Annotated in this window: 16 protein-coding genes; 12 read left to right on the forward strand and 4 right to left on the reverse strand. The window is 38.9% G+C overall.

Going from position 1 to position 17,573, the window contains the following annotated elements; translation table 11 throughout:
- Window positions 1-188 precede the first annotated feature (188 nt).
- Window positions 189-1,961: a SpaA isopeptide-forming pilin-related protein gene (locus HCB49_RS11835; protein ID WP_185605054.1), complete on the forward strand. Its 1,773-nt coding sequence runs from the start codon at window positions 189-191 to the stop codon at window positions 1,959-1,961.
- 54 nt (window positions 1,962-2,015) lie between these two features.
- On the opposite strand, the gene HCB49_RS11840 is transcribed toward HCB49_RS11835, so the two are convergent.
- Window positions 2,016-2,252 carry a hypothetical protein gene (locus HCB49_RS11840; RefSeq protein ID WP_185605055.1) on the reverse strand — a complete coding sequence of 79 codons (237 nt, stop codon included), beginning with the start codon at window positions 2,250-2,252 and terminating at the stop codon, window positions 2,016-2,018.
- Between the two features lie 140 nt (window positions 2,253-2,392).
- Complete coding sequence (locus HCB49_RS11845; RefSeq protein ID WP_185605056.1) at window positions 2,393-3,229, reverse strand: STAS domain-containing protein; 837 nt, start codon at window positions 3,227-3,229, stop codon at window positions 2,393-2,395.
- A gap of 217 nt (window positions 3,230-3,446) precedes the next feature.
- Here HCB49_RS11845 and holB point away from each other — a divergent pair, with 217 nt between their 5' ends.
- The 6 genes from holB to rsmI are packed head-to-tail and all read left to right on the forward strand — an operon-like array spanning window position 3,447 to window position 7,625.
- Window positions 3,447-4,439 (forward strand): DNA polymerase III subunit delta', encoded by a 993-nt coding sequence (holB, locus tag HCB49_RS11850; RefSeq protein ID WP_185605057.1) that lies wholly within the window; start codon window positions 3,447-3,449, stop codon window positions 4,437-4,439.
- A 5-nt stretch (window positions 4,440-4,444) separates the two neighbouring features.
- Complete coding sequence (locus HCB49_RS11855) at window positions 4,445-5,278, forward strand: PSP1 domain-containing protein (RefSeq protein WP_185391645.1); 834 nt, start codon at window positions 4,445-4,447, stop codon at window positions 5,276-5,278.
- Between the two features lie 10 nt (window positions 5,279-5,288).
- Entirely contained in the window at window positions 5,289-5,678 is a 390-nt protein-coding gene (yabA, locus tag HCB49_RS11860) for a DNA replication initiation control protein YabA (RefSeq protein ID WP_185481378.1), read from the forward strand.
- Between the two features lie 57 nt (window positions 5,679-5,735).
- On the forward strand, window positions 5,736-6,488 hold the full coding sequence (locus tag HCB49_RS11865) for a tRNA1(Val) (adenine(37)-N6)-methyltransferase (RefSeq protein WP_070294336.1): 753 nt from the start codon (window positions 5,736-5,738) through the stop codon (window positions 6,486-6,488).
- Entirely contained in the window at window positions 6,472-6,747 is a 276-nt protein-coding gene (locus tag HCB49_RS11870) for a GIY-YIG nuclease family protein (RefSeq protein ID WP_070294334.1), read from the forward strand. Before HCB49_RS11865 ends, HCB49_RS11870 begins: the two co-directional genes overlap by 17 nt.
- Entirely contained in the window at window positions 6,744-7,625 is an 882-nt protein-coding gene (gene rsmI / locus HCB49_RS11875; RefSeq protein ID WP_185605058.1) for a 16S rRNA (cytidine(1402)-2'-O)-methyltransferase, read from the forward strand. The genes HCB49_RS11870 and rsmI overlap by 4 nt, the downstream gene beginning before the upstream one ends.
- A gap of 43 nt (window positions 7,626-7,668) precedes the next feature.
- Here the strand turns inward: rsmI and HCB49_RS11880 are convergent, their stop codons facing one another.
- The gene (locus tag HCB49_RS11880; protein ID WP_185605059.1) at window positions 7,669-7,953 is read right to left on the reverse strand and encodes an AbrB/MazE/SpoVT family DNA-binding domain-containing protein; all 285 of its coding nucleotides are present in this window, start codon (window positions 7,951-7,953) and stop codon (window positions 7,669-7,671) included.
- A gap of 113 nt (window positions 7,954-8,066) precedes the next feature.
- Between HCB49_RS11880 and HCB49_RS11885 the strand changes: the two genes are divergently transcribed.
- The 3 genes from HCB49_RS11885 to HCB49_RS11895 all read left to right on the forward strand — a co-directional run bounded on the left by HCB49_RS11885 (window position 8,067) and on the right by HCB49_RS11895 (window position 12,980).
- Entirely contained in the window at window positions 8,067-8,924 is an 858-nt protein-coding gene (locus HCB49_RS11885) for a GRP family sugar transporter (protein ID WP_185605060.1), read from the forward strand.
- A 65-nt stretch (window positions 8,925-8,989) separates the two neighbouring features.
- Window positions 8,990-10,258 (forward strand): DUF1214 domain-containing protein, encoded by a 1,269-nt coding sequence (locus HCB49_RS11890; RefSeq protein WP_185605061.1) that lies wholly within the window; start codon window positions 8,990-8,992, stop codon window positions 10,256-10,258.
- Window positions 10,259-10,529: 271 nt separating this feature from the next.
- Entirely contained in the window at window positions 10,530-12,980 is a 2,451-nt protein-coding gene (locus HCB49_RS11895) for a LapB repeat-containing protein (protein WP_185605062.1), read from the forward strand.
- Window positions 12,981-13,023: 43 nt separating this feature from the next.
- On the opposite strand, the gene HCB49_RS11900 is transcribed toward HCB49_RS11895, so the two are convergent.
- Entirely contained in the window at window positions 13,024-14,235 is a 1,212-nt protein-coding gene (locus tag HCB49_RS11900; protein ID WP_185605063.1) for a MucBP domain-containing protein, read from the reverse strand.
- 276 nt (window positions 14,236-14,511) lie between these two features.
- Here HCB49_RS11900 and HCB49_RS11905 point away from each other — a divergent pair, with 276 nt between their 5' ends.
- Complete coding sequence (locus HCB49_RS11905) at window positions 14,512-15,372, forward strand: GRP family sugar transporter (RefSeq protein ID WP_185605064.1); 861 nt, start codon at window positions 14,512-14,514, stop codon at window positions 15,370-15,372.
- A 65-nt stretch (window positions 15,373-15,437) separates the two neighbouring features.
- Window positions 15,438-17,438, forward strand: a complete 2,001-nt coding sequence (gene metG / locus HCB49_RS11910; RefSeq protein WP_312026197.1) for a methionine--tRNA ligase — start codon at window positions 15,438-15,440, stop codon at window positions 17,436-17,438.
- Window positions 17,439-17,573: the final 135 nt, after the last annotated feature.

Below are 17,573 nucleotides of genomic sequence, written 5' to 3' on the forward strand. Positions count from 1 at the left end.
AAGGAGTTTCGGCTTTTTTGTCTAATTAAGCACTTTATAACATATAGTCCTTTAAAATTGTCACTAAAAGTTCATAAAGAAATTGATTTAATAGCGATACTGCCGAAAAGTGATATAGCTTGAAGTTACTCCACTGTCATATGATGTGTGATAATAACAAAACTTCATTAGTAAAGGATGAAATTGTAATGAATAAAAACGGAAACTTTCTAAAAAAAGTAGGTTTAGCATTACTAAGTATTTTAATTATTGTTAGCACCATTTTCCAAACAACTGTTGTAAAAGCGGCAACAAGTTATGGCTCGCAATTTTTAAACACAGTAGAACTTTTAGATAAAGATGGTGTACCACAAACAGATTTTGGTTACTATGACAACATGGATGTACATTACACCTGGTCGATTCCTAATTCAACAGACGTAAAAGCAGGCGACACAATGGATTTCACTTTGCCAAGTCAATTAGCGCTGGCAACGGACCTTGCTTTTGACGTGAAAGATAATAAAGGACAAATAGTTGGAACGGCTACTGTGAAAGCGGCAACAAATCAAGTGACACTCGTTTTCAGTGATTACGTAGAAAAACATTCTGATATTAAAGGGGAGCTAGATTTCTGGACCGCTTTTAACCAAAAAATAATTACTGGAAATGAAACGATTAATTTGGAATTTCCTCTTGAAAATGGAACGACTGGAATAGAGGTAGAAGTTGGCGAAAAAAAAACAGTCGGCCCAACAGAAACGCTATTCAAATATGGTTGGATCGATGCTAATAATCCAAGTTTGATCCATTGGGTTGTTCGAGTGAACTACGCCAAAGTGAACATTCCGAGTGCCATTTTCACGGATATCATCGGCGCCAAACAAACATTAAATTTTGATTCTATCAAAGCGTTTCACGGAACGTATTCAGCAGACGGAATATTTACAGCAGGCACGCCGATTTCCAGCACCAATTTTTCTGCAACGAGCGATGGATTCAGAGTAGATTTAGGAACGCTAACAGATTCCGTGCAAATTTCTTATACAACAACCGCGACAGATGGCGGGAAGTCCACTCAGTACGATAATACCGCCAAATTAATGGGAATCGATTTTGCCACGAAACAAACATTGACTTGGACACCAGCATCAGGAGGTGGCGGTGACGCGGACGGTACAACTGGTTCAGTCACACTCACGAAAGAAGATGCGAAAACAAAAGCAACTCTCGCTGGCGCAGAATTCAAACTAGTGGATTCAAAAGGTACTATTTTACAAGAAAACATTGCAACGGATGCGAGCGGGCAACTTAGTATTGCCAACCTGAAATTTGACACTTATCAATTAATCGAAACAAAAGCTCCGGATGGCTACAAGCTTGATGTGACACCAGTAGAATTCACTATTGACGAAAACAACAATGCGATTACCGTAACAAAAGAAAACACTCTTAACACCGGCTCCGTAGAACTGACGAAACTAGATGCCACAACCAAAATATCCCTAGCCGGAGCAACATTTGAACTACAAGATAAACAAGGAAACATCTTACAAACCGGCCTAACTACGGATGAAAATGGCATCCTAACAGTAACAGATTTAGTGCCAGGAACCTACCAATTTGTGGAAACCAAAGCTCCTATTGGTTATGAAATCGATACAACCCCAGTCATTTTCGAAATCGTAGCAGGCGAAACAGATCAACCAGTAAAAGTAACAAAAGAAAACACACCAGAAACCCCAATACCGCCAACTCCAGTACCACCAGTACCAAATGAACCGACTGTGCCTCCAGCAAAACCAGAAGTACCAGTCACACCTAACAAACCAGAACCTAGCAAGGAAAGCCCAAAACCAACCGAACCAGGCACAACCACTATAAAACTTCCAACAACCGGCGATACCCCACTTGTTAACGGCTGGGGACTGTTACTCGTAGCGATTTCAGCGAGCGGCCTAATTGCACTTAGAAGAAAATAATAAAAAACCGTAAGCGCGTTATTAATGTGCTTACGGTTTTTTGCATTAAATTTTTTAACTATAAAAAGTAATAACTCCAACGATAGCAGAAATAATTATCAAAACAGAACATATAATACTAATGATAGATAATACTTTAGTCGTTTTGTTAATAGATGTAACTTCTACTCGAATTGAACGGTTACTATAGATAAGAGTTATAATAGCGATGATTAATCCAAATGGTACAAAAAATGAGATGATCGAAAAAACAAGAGCAAGTATATCTTTATTTTTTTTCGTAGTTGGCATAGTGTCCTCCCGTTTGATTAACTAGTTTTCTTTTATTGTATAATGCTTAATAATATAGCGCAAGCATGGATTTATCGTATTTTTATGCTTTGAAAATAACAAAAAACCGTAAGCACACTTATACAGTGCTTACGGTTTTTTCATATAGTTCTAGTCTGATCTTGCAAAACAGCCTTCAATGAATGATAGGCCGGTATAGATAAGTTTAAATCAACACGGTTAATCTGTTGTGCCATTTGTGGTTGAATGCCGGAAATGAATGCTTCGACACCAAGCAATTTGAGCACGGTTACCAAGTTGTTGAGCATTTCTCCAAGTGCATCGTCAAAAGATGTAATTCCTGACAAGTCAATACAAAGTTGTTCCACGCCAAGGTGAACGCATTTGTTTGCCGTGATTTCGGATAATTTGTCTGCCCGGTCACGGTCCACTCGTCCCATTAAAGGAAGTATCGCTAATTTGTCCGTAATTGAAATGACTGGGGTGCTAATTTCTTCAATTAAGCGATGTTGTTGTTCTAAATGTTGAACGATGTCATTGTAGTACATTGCCGAGAAGGCCTCGTTGATTCGGTCAAATCCGTGGTTAACCATCGCCAAACTTGATGAAAAGTCGCATTTAGACACTTCATCATTATGAATACAAAAATCACCAACAGCAGTTACAAATTCGCGGCGCAGTTTATCTAGGGTAGTAATAACTTCAGGTAGTGGCACTTCATTTTCCATACGACGCGCGTACATGTTATCGAGCCATTTATCCAGTTTTTCAAAGAAAGCCTTTTTACCAGTGAAGTAAGAAATGATTAGGTCAGCGGTTTGTTCACTATCAGCGCGCAGTTCATCTTTGTAGCGCGGCGAGTAAACAAAGCTAGTATACGTATTTTCATTTTCATAAATTTTTGATAACCAATTGTTAATGATTTCTTCGGTATGAGCCCTTAAATACAGTTCCATACGTCCGTTCGATTCATTCATACCAGACAGCCCCTTTAAGTCTAAGTATAATAACTACTTTTCTTATATTCTATGCTCAAAAAGGTGTACTGTCCATTTAAATTTTGGAAAAAAAGTTAATTTATTGAAAATGTAATATTAGTTAACAAATTCGTCGTTATTTTTTTGTTAAAATTCCGAAGCTATTTAGGCTTGGTCATGGTATAATATTACAATATGGATAGAAAGGAAGTTTTTTGTGGGATTACAGGATGAACTTACAGTGATGCAACCAGTGGTCATGAAGATTTTTTCAAAAAGTGTCCGCGAAAATCGATTATCTCACGGCTATTTACTGGAAGGATCAAGTGGTACAGGGAAGAAACGCACAGCACTTTGGTTAGCTCAGAGCCTTTTTTGTTTAGAAAGAACTGAGACTGAACTTGCTTGTGGGAAGTGTGCCAATTGTACGAGAATAGCGAGTCATAATCATCCGGATGTTCATTTGCTAGAGCCAGATGGAGCTAGTATAAAGATTGATCAGGTTCGCGCGTTGAAGCAAGAATTAAGCAAACGTGGGATGGAATCAGATCAAAAGGTAGTTATCATTTACGATGCAGAAAAAATGACTGTGCAATCAGCCAATAGTCTGCTGAAATTTATAGAAGAACCAGAAGGCGGTTTGTTATTATTATTTTTAACAACAAATCCCGGGCAAATTTTGCCAACGATTCAATCAAGACTGCAACCTGTCACATTTAAATCACTGACTTTTGATAGTCTACTCGCTTCGCTAACAGCAGCAGGCATTTCCGAACAAAAAGCGCGGATTTATGCTAGCATTACTGGAAGTGTAGAGCAAGCGAAGGCGTTTGAAGAGAGTGAGTGGTTTGGTGAGGCAAGAAATGTAGTCATCAAGTTGTACGAAGGAATTCACCATCAAGGGACCAGCCCGTTAATTATCATTCAAGAATCATGGATGCCACTTTTTAAAGAGAAAGACAAGATGGCGCTTGGGCTCGAATTGTTGTTACTGCTGTACCGTGACCGGCTGCACCTTACACTTGAAGAGAACTACGAACCAATTTGTACTGCGCAAAAAGAAATGCTCGGACAAGATGCACTGCGCAAATCACTGTCCGAAACCACAGGGGAAATCGAGAAGATTCTCGCTGCGAAATCAAAACTGGATTCCAATATGAACACGCAACTTCTAATGGAGCAGTTAGTTCTGGAAATCCAAGGGAGGTAATCGCTATGCTTAAAATTGTAGGCGTCCGTTTTAAAGACGTTGGTAAAATATATTATTTCTCACCTGGCGAACTGGAAATTACAGAAAACCAAGGTGTTATTGTTGAAAATGCACAAGGAATTGAATTTGGTAAAGCAGTCATTGAGCCGCGCTATGTGGACGAAGAAGATGTTGTTTTACCGCTTAAAAAAGTACTTCGTGTTGCAACCGAGGCGGATTATAAGTGTGTTGCTGAAAATGGCGATTCATGTCAGAAAGCCTTTTTATTATGTGATGAAAAAATCCGTGAACGCGAACTTGAGATGAGTTTGGTTGATGTTGATTACACCTTTGACCGTAATAAAATCATTTTTTACTTTACTGCGGAAGGTCGTGTCGATTTCCGGGAGCTCGTGAAAGATTTGGCGTCTGTTTTCCGGACTCGCATCGAACTCCGCCAAATTGGTGTTCGTGATGAAGCGAAATTGCTTGGTGGGATTGGTCCATGTGGTCGTATGCTGTGCTGTTCCACGTTCCTAGGCGATTTCGAACCCGTTTCCATCAAAATGGCGAAAGACCAAAACTTATCCCTTAATCCAACGAAAATTTCTGGTTTATGTGGACGTTTAATGTGCTGTTTGAAATATGAGAACGATGAATATGAGCAAGCAAAACGTGAAATGCCTGACGTTGGTGTAAAAGTAAAAACTCCAGAAGGCACAGAAGCACGTGTTTCGGGAATCAACTTGCTTTCAAGAATCTTACAAGTGAGTTTGCCCGAAGAAGAGACGGTTATAGAATACGAACTGGACGAATTACGCCCATACAACGAATTTCTAAAACAACCGGCAAAGTCTTGAGGTGAAAAAATTGGATAAAAAAGCTATTTTTGACTCAGTCAGTAATATGGAGGAGCGAATTGGCGAATTGTATCAGCAACTTGGAGATCTAAAGACAAACTTAGGCGAAATGTTGGAAGAAAATAACCGATTAAACCTTGAAAACGAGCATTTACGACGCAGACTTTCTTTGACGGATGAAGCGACACCAGAACCTAAAGCCGAAACAGAGGCTGAGCATGGTGTGATGGCGCCCAACCGCAAAGAAGCAATGCAGCAAATGATTGAACTAGGGGAAGGTTATGACAATCTTGTCCAACTTTACAAGGAAGGGTTTCATGTTTGCAATGTACATTTCGGCAGCCCGCGTGGCAATGATGAAGATTGTTTATTTTGCTTATCCTTGCTCAATAAAAAATAACATGACGGGCCTTTCTCGATTCAAGAGAAGGGCTTTTTGCTAGAAAAGGTGAATCATTTGGAAAAACTCAAATTAATAGGCGATGAACGACTAGATTACTTACTAGCGGAAAATTTGCGGATTATTCAAAGCCCATCCGTATTTTCATTTTCGATAGATGCGGTTCTCCTTGCGAAATTCAGCTATTTACCCATTCGGAAAGGGAAGATAATTGATTTGTGCAGCGGGAATGGGATTATTCCTTTACTACTTAGCACACGAACGGAAGCGAAAATAGTTGGCGTTGAAATCCAGGGACGCCTGGCAGATATGGCAAAAAGAAGTATTGCGTATAATCATTTGGAAGAGCAAATTGAAATGATCGAATACGATTTGAAAAATATTACAGACCTCATTCCAAAAGAGCGCGCAGATATCGTTACTTGTAATCCGCCGTATTTCGCAACACCAAATACCAGTTTGAAAAATACCAATGAACATTTTCGGATTGCTCGTCATGAAGTAATGTGCACGTTAGAAGATACGATTCGCGTGGCGGCCAGTCTTTTAAAACAAGGCGGAAAAGCCAATTTTGTCCATCGTCCGGAACGATTGTTAGATATCATCGATTTAATGCGAAAATATCGCCTAGAGCCAAAACGCATTCAATTTGTCCATCCGCGACTAGACCGGGAAGCGAACACGGTACTTGTTGAAGGAATTAAAGACGGAAAACCTGGTGTGAAATATGTTCCGCCTGTTATCGTATATGACGAGCAGGGCGAATATACACCAGTGATTAAGGAGATTTTATATGGCGAAAGCGAGTGAGCATTTCTTTTATGTGCTAAAATGTAATGATAATTCGTATTATGGCGGTTATACGACCGATGTAGTGCGCCGAGAAGCAGAGCACAATGCGGGGATTAGGTGCAAATATACAAAAACTCGCCGCCCGGTAAAAGTCATCCATTTTGAAAAATTTGAAACAAGAAGTGAAGCCACAAAGGCAGAAGCAGCATTCAAAAAATTATCACGTAAAAATAAAGACGCCTATTTAATCGAACAACGGGAGGAGGAATCCGAATGATAAAAAGTCAAAAAAGCTTTAGCGGAGCGAGCCAAGGAGCATTGTATTTAGTGCCGACGCCAATTGGGAATTTAGAAGATATGACTTTCCGGGCAATTCGGATGCTGAAAGAAGCAGATATTATTGCAGCAGAAGACACGCGAAACACGGTGAAACTTTTAAATCATTTTGAAATTACGACCCGAATGACGAGTTATCATCAGTTTACGAAGGAAAATAAAGAAGATAATATTATCCAGCGAATGTTAGACGGGGAAGTGGTTGCGCTTGTTAGCGACGCCGGGATGCCTTCTATTTCTGACCCGGGGTACGAACTTGTCCAAAATGCGCTAAACGCCGAAATTCCAGTTATTCCATTACCCGGAGCGAATGCTGCTTTAACTGCATTGATTGCGTCAGGTCTCGCGCCGCAGCCATTTTACTTCTACGGTTTCCTGCCACGTCAAAATAAAGAGCGTAGCCAAGCGGTCGAAAAACTAGCCGCTCGCGAAGAAACTTGGATTTTGTATGAATCGCCACATCGTTTGAAAGAAACGCTAAAAGCAATCATTAAAAGTACTGGAAATGACCGGAAAATTGTCCTATGCCGCGAACTTACAAAACGATTTGAAGAATTTTTGCGAGGAACGGTAGAAGATGCACTGAACTGGGCGACGGATGAAGAAGTACGCGGGGAATTTTGCTTGATTATTGAAGGGAATGCTAATCCACCTCTTGCAGAAGAGCAATTGTGGTGGCAAGAGCTTGATATTAAAACACACGTGAGTACCGTTATGGAACAAGAAAACATCAGTTCCAAAGAAGCGATTAAAACAGTGATGAAAGCGAGAAATTTACCGAAACGAGAAGTGTATTCCGCCTATCATGAAATAAAATAAAAACATGCGCGAAGTCTTAAACGAGGACTTCGCGTATGTTTTTTTATAACGTATCACCAAATCGGCGTTGGATTTCTTCCATTAACTCAGCGGCGCCTTCTTTACTAAGCGTCAATTTGCCATCCACGAATTTTTTATTATCAACAGAAAATTCTCCGGTGACATCACATACCAAACCAGCAGAATATTTTTTCAACACAATCGCATCTTCATCTGTAAAAATTTCTAACGGATCTTTGACATTTAAATTCATGGTCCGTCTAATTTCAATCGGGATAACCACGCGACCAAGTTCGTCAATTTTTCTTACCATTCCAGTCGATTTCATTTTCTCACCTTCTTGATAATTTTTATTTATTTTAACAGAAAATTAAAGGAATAGGAATGATTTCATAGTGAAAAGGGTATAGAGCATAAGTAGACGAATTAGGGGGATAAGAAATGAATATAGTTATAGCATTAATTCCGGCAGTGATGTGGGGGATTATGCCGTTAGTTGTTTCGAAAATCGGTGGCAAACCGAGGCAACAAATCATTGGTACAACATTCGGAGCACTAGCTTTTGCAATTGGTGTTTTTATTTTTACAAATCCAGAATATACTGCAACGATAATTATTGCTAGTTTTGTCTCAGGGGCATTTTGGAGCTTAGGGCAAATGAACCAGTTTCGGGCCTTTACGCAAGTTGGTGTTTCAAAAACAATGCCACTTTCGACTGGGATGCAGTTAGTTGGTACATCACTTTTTGGTGTATTCGCCTTTCACGAATGGGGTACAACATCCAAGCTAGTATTAGGATTTTCCGCATTAGCACTTATCATTGTCGGGATATTTTTAACAAGTTATCAACAACATAAGGACGAAAATTCCGGTCAAAATATGAAAAAAGGAATTATCACTTTACTTATTTCATCTGTGGGGTACGTAGGTTATGTTGTCATTACACGTTGGTTTGATATTAGTGGATGGGACGCGATTTTGCCACAAGCAATTGGGATGGTTGTCGCAGGATTACTATTCTCGATTAAATCTGAAGAGAAGCGTTTCACGAAGCAAACATGGTTGAATATGATTCCTGGTGTTATGTGGGCAACAGGGAACTTGGCCTTGTTATTCTCCAACAAATTAGTCGGAATTGCTACCGGTTTCTCACTCTCACAAATGGGTGTCGTAATTTCGACAATTGGTGGGATTCTGTTCCTTGGAGAGAAGAAAACGAAGAAAGAATTGATTTTGGTCATTATCGGAGTAGTTTTAGTAATTATCGGTGGAACGATGATTGGAATAGCCAAAAGCTAAAACGGGACTTTCGATTTGATATATGCTCCATGATATACTTGAAATAATCTAAATTAAAGGTGGTAATGTTAATAATGAATGCGAAATTAGAAGTAAATGCTGATCTGGTCAAAGAATCCTATGTCTATTTATTGTCGCGATATCTCGTTTTACGTCAAGAAAATTTTGATACGAAAGAAGATAAAATTCCTTATAACACACTGAAGCATAACTCAGTCTCACCAGCAGATGCAAACTTTGTAAATCCGAATTTTGACGTAGTTTATTCAGAAGCTTGGGTCGCAGTAGATGATGAAAATGCAGTTATTTTAGAAGTACCGGAAATAAAAAATCGGTACTACACAGTTCAACTTTTAGATGGCTGGGGCGAAGTTGTAAATAATATCAACGAGCGCAATTACCCAGATCATCCACATGGAAAATTTGCTTTCGTTAAAAAAGGAACCAATCCTTCCGTGCCAAGTGACGCTGTAAAAGTTGAATTACCATCAGAAAAAGTAAAATTACTCCTTCGCGTAGAACAAAAGGATGATCCAGAAGGCGCAGTAAAACTTCAAAAAGCATTCAAATTCGACGCACCAGACAATATAAAAATCAAAGAACCACTTGAAATTCCGCATTTTACTAACGCAGAATTTTTATTAGAAGAAATTTATTCCAATTTAGAAGCATTATTAGCAACATATCCTGATAAAATGCCAAAAGCCGCAGAATTCCAAGATAAAGCAAGAAAAGTGGCAGCCTATATAGAGCTTGGCGAGGAACAAAAAAATGAAGTAAGAGAATTAATTAAGAAAGAAGCCATTCCATATTTTACTAACGGTGCAAGAGGCTTTGGTACACAAAAAGGTGGTTGGTCGATTACATACGTGGTCGGCGCATTCGGAAATGATATTCTATCACGTGCAATCATTAATTATGGTGGTATTTGGGCGAATACAATCCAAGAATCACTATATTTCATCGGTCAAAAAGGAACTGATGGCGGCCAATTAACTGGAGATAAAGTATACAAAATCCATTTCCCAGCAGATGAACTTCCATCAGAAATGGCAGATGCATTTTGGTCCGTGACACTATACAGCGTTCCGGATTATCACGTAATTCCGAACAAACTAAATAAATTCTGCATCAATGATTACACAGGTCCAAAACGAAGCGAAGACGGCAGCTTAACGCTTTATATTGCGGCCGAAAAACCAGCTGATGTAGATCCAGGAAATTGGTTACCGAGCAAGGCTGGACAAGAATTCTCCTTAAACTTCCGGTTATATGTTCCAAAACAAGAAGTACAAGAAGGAAAAGTGTTCTTACCACCGCTTGAAGTACTTTAATTCTCACAATAAACTAAGTATGAAACTACCTCTTTTGAGGAGTGACATACTTAGTTTTTTTATGTGGAGACTAGAAAAAACTAGCTTTTTGTACCGAATTAAGACTCTTTTGAAGGGTTTTGATTAAAAAAATGCCGTTTGTTCACCGAAAAGACACAAATGAAGCTTTTTCGAAAGAATGGAGATACTAAAATCAGACCTCCGAGAATAATATATCTGTTATGATATATATTATTAGATAATATTAATGACAACCTGGAGGAAGCAAAAAATGAGAAAACTACCTGTTGTTGTTTCTCTTGCTTTGTGTTTTAGCCTAGTTAGTCCAAGTTTGTATGCTGATGCAGATACAACAACTGCGGACCTCATCACTAAGGAAGCAGTAAATGACGATAAAGATTTAACAAATAATCCACAGACAACTACTGATTCAAACGCACAATCAGCTAGTGAAGATACCTCAAACCCATCACCCAACCCTACAGCCAAGAAAAATATACTAAAAAACAATTTGAAATCAACTTCTGAAAATGGAAATACGTATGCAGACATATTCCCAGATGCTAATCTAGCCAAAGTAATCGCCAAAACTATCAGCGGAAACGAAGATATTAATGTGGAAGTAACAGATGCTGAATTACAAAGTGTAACTAATTTAGTAGCAAACAACCAAGGCATTACCAGTTTAGCGGGGATAGAACGCTTAACGGCGCTAGAAAGTATTAATGTGAATTACAACGAACTGACAAGCATAGATCCATTGTTCGATAGCTCTACGCTAAAATCTATTAGCGCAAACAATAATAAGCTTTCAGGCACATTTAGCATGGTCAAAACGATGCCAGAATTAGAAACGTTAGATATATTCTATAATTCTATCAAAGAATTAGACGTCGAAAATCAGCCCAAACTAGTGACCCTTTCAGCGGATGAACTAGAACTCCAAAAGTTATCGCTGAAAAATCTGCCGCAATTAAATGCTATTGGTAGAAATATCGGCAGCGTTAGTATTGACTGGGGTGAATTAGAAAGCGTAAACTTAGTCAATTTGCCAAAAATCCAACGAGTAGATATTAGCGGGAACTATTTAACGAGTGATGATTTGCATTTAGAAAACCTACCTGGAGTTACGGGTATGGATCTGAGTAGTAATGAACTTACTGAGCTGCCACAACTGACCGATTTTACAAAACTGACTTCTATTAATGTGAGAAGTAATAATATTGGTAAGCTAGATTCGAATAAACTTGTTAACGTACCAAATCTTGCCAAGCTAAACGCGGATAAACAAACGTTGGTCCTGCCAAAAACAATTGCAGCAGGGGATTTCACCATCCAAAATCCTATTGAAAACTTAGCGGGTCAAATTACAGCGCTAAAAACAATTTCAAATAACGGAACTTACGTAAATCCAAACATTACATGGACAAGCGAAAATTTGACAGGTTTATCGAAGGTTTCCTATACATTTGATGAAGATATCAATAGCCCGACAGTTGTTGGGAAATTCACAGGAACCGTGACACAACCAATTGAAGTGAAAGCTTTACCGGTTATTACAGCCGATAAAAGTATTTCGTACGAACCAATCAATCCAAAAGACGAAGCAACCTTTTTACGAGATATTCATGCATCTGCTTCTGAAAATGGTCAAATTACTAGTGATTACAGTGAAGTAGTCGATTTTAACACACCTGGCAACTACACGGTGACGCTCCAAGCTAAAAATGACTTTAATATAAAGGCAATTCCTGTAACAGTCGTTGTGCATATTAGTGACATTCAAAAACCACAAGTAACAGTTGCTTCTAATGAGGTTAACTTTGAAGTGGGGACAGAACTAACAAGTGAGGCGCTTCTTGCTAAATCGGGCGCGGTCGTTACAGATCCATACGATGAAGCAATCAAGATGGAAGTGGACTTAACCGAAGTCGACACAACGAAACTAGGAACTTACGAAGCAACAATAACTGCGAAAAGCAAAAGTGGCGAATCAGCTGACCCGGTGAAAGTCACTGTTAAAATTGTCGATACAGAAAAACCAGTTATTCATGTCGTTAATCCTGAAATAACCGTAGCAAAAGATAGCGAACTAACAGCTGAACAAATCATTGAACAAGCTGGGATAACCGCAACAGATAACTACGATGAAGATGTGAGTTTACAGTTAGATTTTTCTGCTGTAAAAACGTCCAAACCGGGTAGCTACAAAGTAACTATTTATACGGAAGACGCTTCTGGCAATCGTTCGGAAACAGTGACAATTACTGTGAAAATCCCCGAACCTCAAAAAGGAGAAGTAACCGTTAAATATATCGATAGCGAGAACAAGGAAATCGCCGAAAGTAATACGCTTACTGGTGAATTAGGCGTGGCATATGAAACAATCGCTAAAGAAATTCCAGGATACACACTGGTAGAAAGCCCGACCAATGCAAGTGGGGTTTTTGAAGAAAATGGGCAAACGGTTCAGTATGTGTACATGGCAGTTAGCATTAGCTCAACTGATCCAGTGCAAGCAGGAAACAGTGTTACACCAGTGACACCAAAAGCCGAAAATAATTCCGTTGCTCCAACTAAAAAAGTATCTAGCAAAGTAGTGGCGAACCAAATGCCAATCAACCTTCCAAAAACAGGAGATAGCGCTAGTTTAATCTTTGTTTTCATGGGAGTTCTGTTGATAGCTGGATTAACCGTTTCTAAAGTTAGAAGAAAACATTAAGCAAAAAAATCACCCCGTAAAAAATTTTACGGGGTGATTTTTTTTATTTCTTTTTAAATAACAGTAATGGTGCGCTGATTAAAATGAGCAGTGCTCCGAAAATAGTGGATGATGTGTTTTGGTCAGTATCGCCAGTTTTTGGTAAAGCGCTATAAGTTGTTTTTTCGGTGGAAGGATTAGTAGTAACTTTATTAGTAGCTGGTTTTACGGTACTTGGTTCATTTACCACTGGATTAACAGTGATAGGTGTTGGTGTAACGATGTCTTTTTTATAAATATAATCAACTGTTTGTGTTGTATCAGTGAAAGTACCAGTTGCGTTTTCGGGTGTAGTTTCTAGCGTATAACCGGTGATTTTTTTGCTCATTGCTTGGTAATTACTATTAATAGTTCCGGTTAATGTGTCCGATGCTGCGATTTTGTTCCCATCACTATCAAGATAATTCACGGTTACATTAGCCCCGGCTGCAGGTGCGGGATTAGCGATATGAACCGTCACATTTACTGTATTGGAGACATTGCCAGCCTTATCAGTGGCTTGCACATCGACGGAATAATCCCCACTGACTGCTAAATTAACAGAGGAAGTAAAATTGCTTGTAAGACTAGCAGTGGAGTCGTAATTATCAGTAACGCTAGCATTAATATCCGTTAAAAATTGTTCTTCAGTAACGCTACTTTCGGGGGTGTAAGTGATGTCTGTTTTATCAGTTTTGACAACAGGTGCATTGATATCTTTTGGTTTTAAAGTGCCATTCGAGGTTGATTTATTCCCGGCTTTGTCTTCACTTGTAGCAGTTGCGGTCGCGAGCAAGGAATCGATATTTGCTTCGCCGCCTTCACCTGAATAAGTCGTTTTCCAATCGAACTTCACTTTTGCTTTGGATAAATTGTCCCAACTAGTAACTTTATCGAATTTAAAAGTAACGGTGTTAGTGGAGCTGTCAAAACTAGTTGTGCCTACTTGGTTGGTAATATCTTCACCGCCCACGGAAACTTGTAAATCTGTATAATTCATGCCAGTTGGTAGTGCTAATTTTATTTCTAGTTTGTAATCTTCTTGGGTTTGGTTTGTTAAAACAGGAAATGTAAGCGTGGATGTGTATTTATAGGGAGTGTTTACGTTCTCACTTATGCTTTGTACGAGTGAAGTATCTTGGGTATCGGCAAGCGCCGAAATAGGTGTAAGTGCTATTTGACCAGCGAGAGAGCTTAAAATAATAATGCTGGCAATGGTTTTTTTCTTGGTAAACATTTTTTTAAAACCTCTTTCCTTCAATTGGAATTTACTACAATTTAAGTGTAGCACTTCCGTTTTGTTCGTTAGTTTAATTCTAGTATGTTGATTTGGGATGTTTTGTCTAAAATGTGGCTAATGAGAATCATAAAAAGACGCTTTAATAGGAATGTTTTTACAATTAGCGTAATATAAGTGCTTTTCACGCCAAAACCCCCTACCATCTTCCAGCTATTTCCGCTATAATGAAGTAATTGAAAACTAAATTAAAGGATAAATAAGGAGGAAAACGATTTGAACATTATGATTGCGCTGATTCCTGCATTACTTTGGGGGACAGTTCCGCTAATTATTACCAAATTTGGCGGTTCAACAAGGCAACAAACGATGGGAATGACACTAGGGGCACTCACTTTTGCGGTAATCGTTTTCTTCTTTACAGATCCAGTTTATACGCTGAAAACAGTGAGCGTTAGTTTCATTACAGGTTGTTTATGGAGTGTCGGGCAGATGTTTCAACTGCGTGCTTTTAAAATCATCGGGGTTTCAAAAGCGATGCCAATTTCGACTGGGATGCAATTAGTTGGAACGACGCTTTGTGGGGTTATTTTATTTCATGAGTGGGATACGACGCTTCGAATTATTCTTGGATTTATTGCGCTTGCACTAATTGTTGGTGGAATTTTCCTAACATCGTATGCCGAAAAAGAAGAAGATGGCACTAATGCACTGAAACAAGGCTTGATTACCTTGGTTATTTCGTCTTTAGGCTACGTTGGTTTGGTTGTTCTTATTCAAGGATTTAAAATTGACGGGATTAATGCGATTTTACCTCAAGCAGTTGGGATGGTTCTGAGTGCGTTAATTATGACGCATAGTGGTGGCGTGGAAAAACGTTTCAATAAACGCACATTGTTGCTCATTATACCAGGAATGATTTGGGCGGCGGGCAACGTTGCAATGGTTCATGCTAATCAGCTTGTTGGTGTTGCGACCGGCTTTTCGCTTTCGCAATTAGGAGTCGTTATTTCAACAATCGGCGGCATCGTACTTTTAAAAGAAAAGAAGACACAAAAAGAAATGCTTTATGTTATCGTGGGCGTAGTTTTAGTCGTTCTCGGCGGGATTTTAATCGGCGTTGCAAAAGGCGCTTAATTAATTATTTCGTTTAGCGCGAAAAATGATATAATAATACTAATTGTTTTATTTTTAAGGAGGGAATTGTGTTGCCTGAAGAGAAAAATACGTTTTATATTACAACACCAATCTATTATCCAAGCGGAAAAGCGCATATCGGACATGCTTATACGACTGTTGCGGGGGACGCGATGGCTCGTTATAAACGCTTAAAAGGATATGATGTGTTTTACTTAACTGGAACAGATGAGCACGGCCAAAAAATCCAAGCGAAAGCGAAAGAACGCGGAATTTCTGAACAAGAATACGTAGATGAAATCGCAGAAGGCTTCCAAGAACTTTGGAAAAAACTAGAAATTTCTAATACGGATTTTATTCGTACAACACAAGACCGTCATAAAACATCGGTTGAAAAAATCTTTGAACAACTCTTAGAGCAAGGCGACATTTACTTAGGTGAATACGAAGGTTGGTACTCTGTTTCTGACGAAGAATACTTTACAGAAACACAGTTAGAAGAAGTATATAAAGATGAAAATGGTAAAGTAATCGGCGGGAAAGCCCCAAGCGGCAATGAAGTCGAACTTGTTAAAGAAGAATCCTACTTTTTCCGTATGAGCAAATATGCGGACCGTTTAGTAGAATATTATAATTCCCATCCAGAATTTATCCTTCCTGAATCTAGAAAAAATGAAATGATTAATAATTTCATTAAACCTGGTTTGGAGGATTTAGCCGTATCAAGAACGACTTTTGATTGGGGTATTAAAGTTCCTGGTAATCCAAAACACGTTGTTTATGTATGGATTGATGCGCTTTCTAACTATATTACTGCGCTTGGATATAATACGGACAATGATACGAAATTCCAAAAATACTGGCCTGCTGATGTACAAATCGTTGGGAAAGAAATCGTTCGTTTCCACACAATTTATTGGCCAATTATGCTGATGGCACTAGACTTACCACTTCCAAAAATGGTATTCGGCCACGGCTGGATTCTAATGAAAGATGGTAAAATGTCTAAATCTAAAGGGAACGTTGTAGACCCTTATATGCTGATTGATCGTTACGGTTTAGACGCGCTTCGTTACTACTTACTACGCGAAGTTCCATTTGGTTCAGATGGTCTATTTACGCCAGAAGATTTTGTTGACCGTGTAAACTATGACCTTGCCAATGACTTAGGAAACTTGCTTAATCGTACAGTAGCAATGATTAACAAATATTTTGATGGTGAAATTCCAGCTTATCAAGGTAATGTTACCGAATTCGACCAAACCTTAGTCGATTTCAAAAACAATGTCGTGAAAGAATACGAGAGCAGCATGGATCACATGCAATTTTCTGTAGCATTAAATCAACTATGGTCACTCGTTTCTCGCACAAATAAATATATCGACGAAACTGCTCCGTGGGCTCTTGCGAAAGATGAAGATAAACGCGCTGAACTAGCGAGCGTAATGACACATTTAGCAGAAACTTTACGCATTATCGCGGTACTACTGCAACCATTCCTAACAAGAACACCAGGCGAAATCTTCTTACAACTCGGCTTACAAGAAGAAAACTTGAAGAAATGGGATAGCATTTATGGTTACGGTGAAATTCCAGCAGGCACAACTGTCGTGAAAAAAGGTACGCCAATTTTCCCAAGACTTGATGCAGAAGTCGAAGTTACGTATATTCAAGACGAAATGAAAGGCTCTGCACCAGCTCCAGCTGAAGAAGTGGCAGAAGTCGAAGCACTTGAAACACCGCAAATCGGTATTGAAGATTTCGACAAAATCTATCTTCGTGTAGCGGAAGTAAAACAAGTAGATAAAGTGAAAAAAGCAGATAAACTTCTTTGTTTCCAATTAGACTTAGGTGAAGGGAAACTGCGCCAAGTACTTTCAGGTATTGCAGAATTCTACCAACCAGAAGACCTAATCGGCAAAAAAGTTATCGTCGTTTCCAACTTAAAACCTGTGAAACTTCGCGGACTAATGAGCGAAGGCATGATTCTCTCTGGAGAAAAAGATGGCAAACTAAGCGTCATTGAAGCAAGCAGCGCACTTCCAAATGGTGCGAAAGTAAAATAATAAAAACGAGCCCTAATTCAGTTGAGTTAGGGCTCATTTTTTTACAAACGAAAAAACTTTCAAAAAAAAGATTGCATATTGCAAACGATTACAATATAATGTAACTATACTTACTTAATTCAATGAACGAAGTAA

Source organism: Listeria cossartiae subsp. cayugensis (genome assembly GCF_014229095.1).
GTDB classification, from domain to species: Bacteria; Bacillota; Bacilli; order Lactobacillales; family Listeriaceae; genus Listeria; species Listeria cayugensis.

What these genes read in the sequence shown, in the direction of transcription:
- HCB49_RS11835 (WP_185605054.1), top strand. Translation starts at nt 189, where the DNA reads ATGAATAAAAACGGAAACTTTCTAAAAAAAGTAGGTTTAGCATTACTA.
- HCB49_RS11890 (WP_185605061.1), top strand. Translation starts at nt 8,990, where the DNA reads ATGTTAATAATGAATGCGAAATTAGAAGTAAATGCTGATCTGGTCAAA.
- HCB49_RS11895 (WP_185605062.1), top strand. Translation starts at nt 10,530, where the DNA reads ATGAGAAAACTACCTGTTGTTGTTTCTCTTGCTTTGTGTTTTAGCCTA.
- HCB49_RS11900 (WP_185605063.1), bottom strand. Translation starts at nt 14,235, where the DNA reads ATGTTTACCAAGAAAAAAACCATTGCCAGCATTATTATTTTAAGCTCT.
- HCB49_RS11880 (WP_185605059.1), bottom strand. Translation starts at nt 7,953, where the DNA reads ATGAAATCGACTGGAATGGTAAGAAAAATTGACGAACTTGGTCGCGTG.
- HCB49_RS11885 (WP_185605060.1), top strand. Translation starts at nt 8,067, where the DNA reads ATGAATATAGTTATAGCATTAATTCCGGCAGTGATGTGGGGGATTATG.
- HCB49_RS11870 (WP_070294334.1), top strand. Translation starts at nt 6,472, where the DNA reads ATGGCGAAAGCGAGTGAGCATTTCTTTTATGTGCTAAAATGTAATGAT.
- rsmI (WP_185605058.1), top strand. Translation starts at nt 6,744, where the DNA reads ATGATAAAAAGTCAAAAAAGCTTTAGCGGAGCGAGCCAAGGAGCATTG.
- HCB49_RS11855 (WP_185391645.1), top strand. Translation starts at nt 4,445, where the DNA reads ATGCTTAAAATTGTAGGCGTCCGTTTTAAAGACGTTGGTAAAATATAT.
- HCB49_RS11845 (WP_185605056.1), bottom strand. Translation starts at nt 3,229, where the DNA reads ATGAATGAATCGAACGGACGTATGGAACTGTATTTAAGGGCTCATACC.
- HCB49_RS11840 (WP_185605055.1), bottom strand. Translation starts at nt 2,252, where the DNA reads ATGCCAACTACGAAAAAAAATAAAGATATACTTGCTCTTGTTTTTTCG.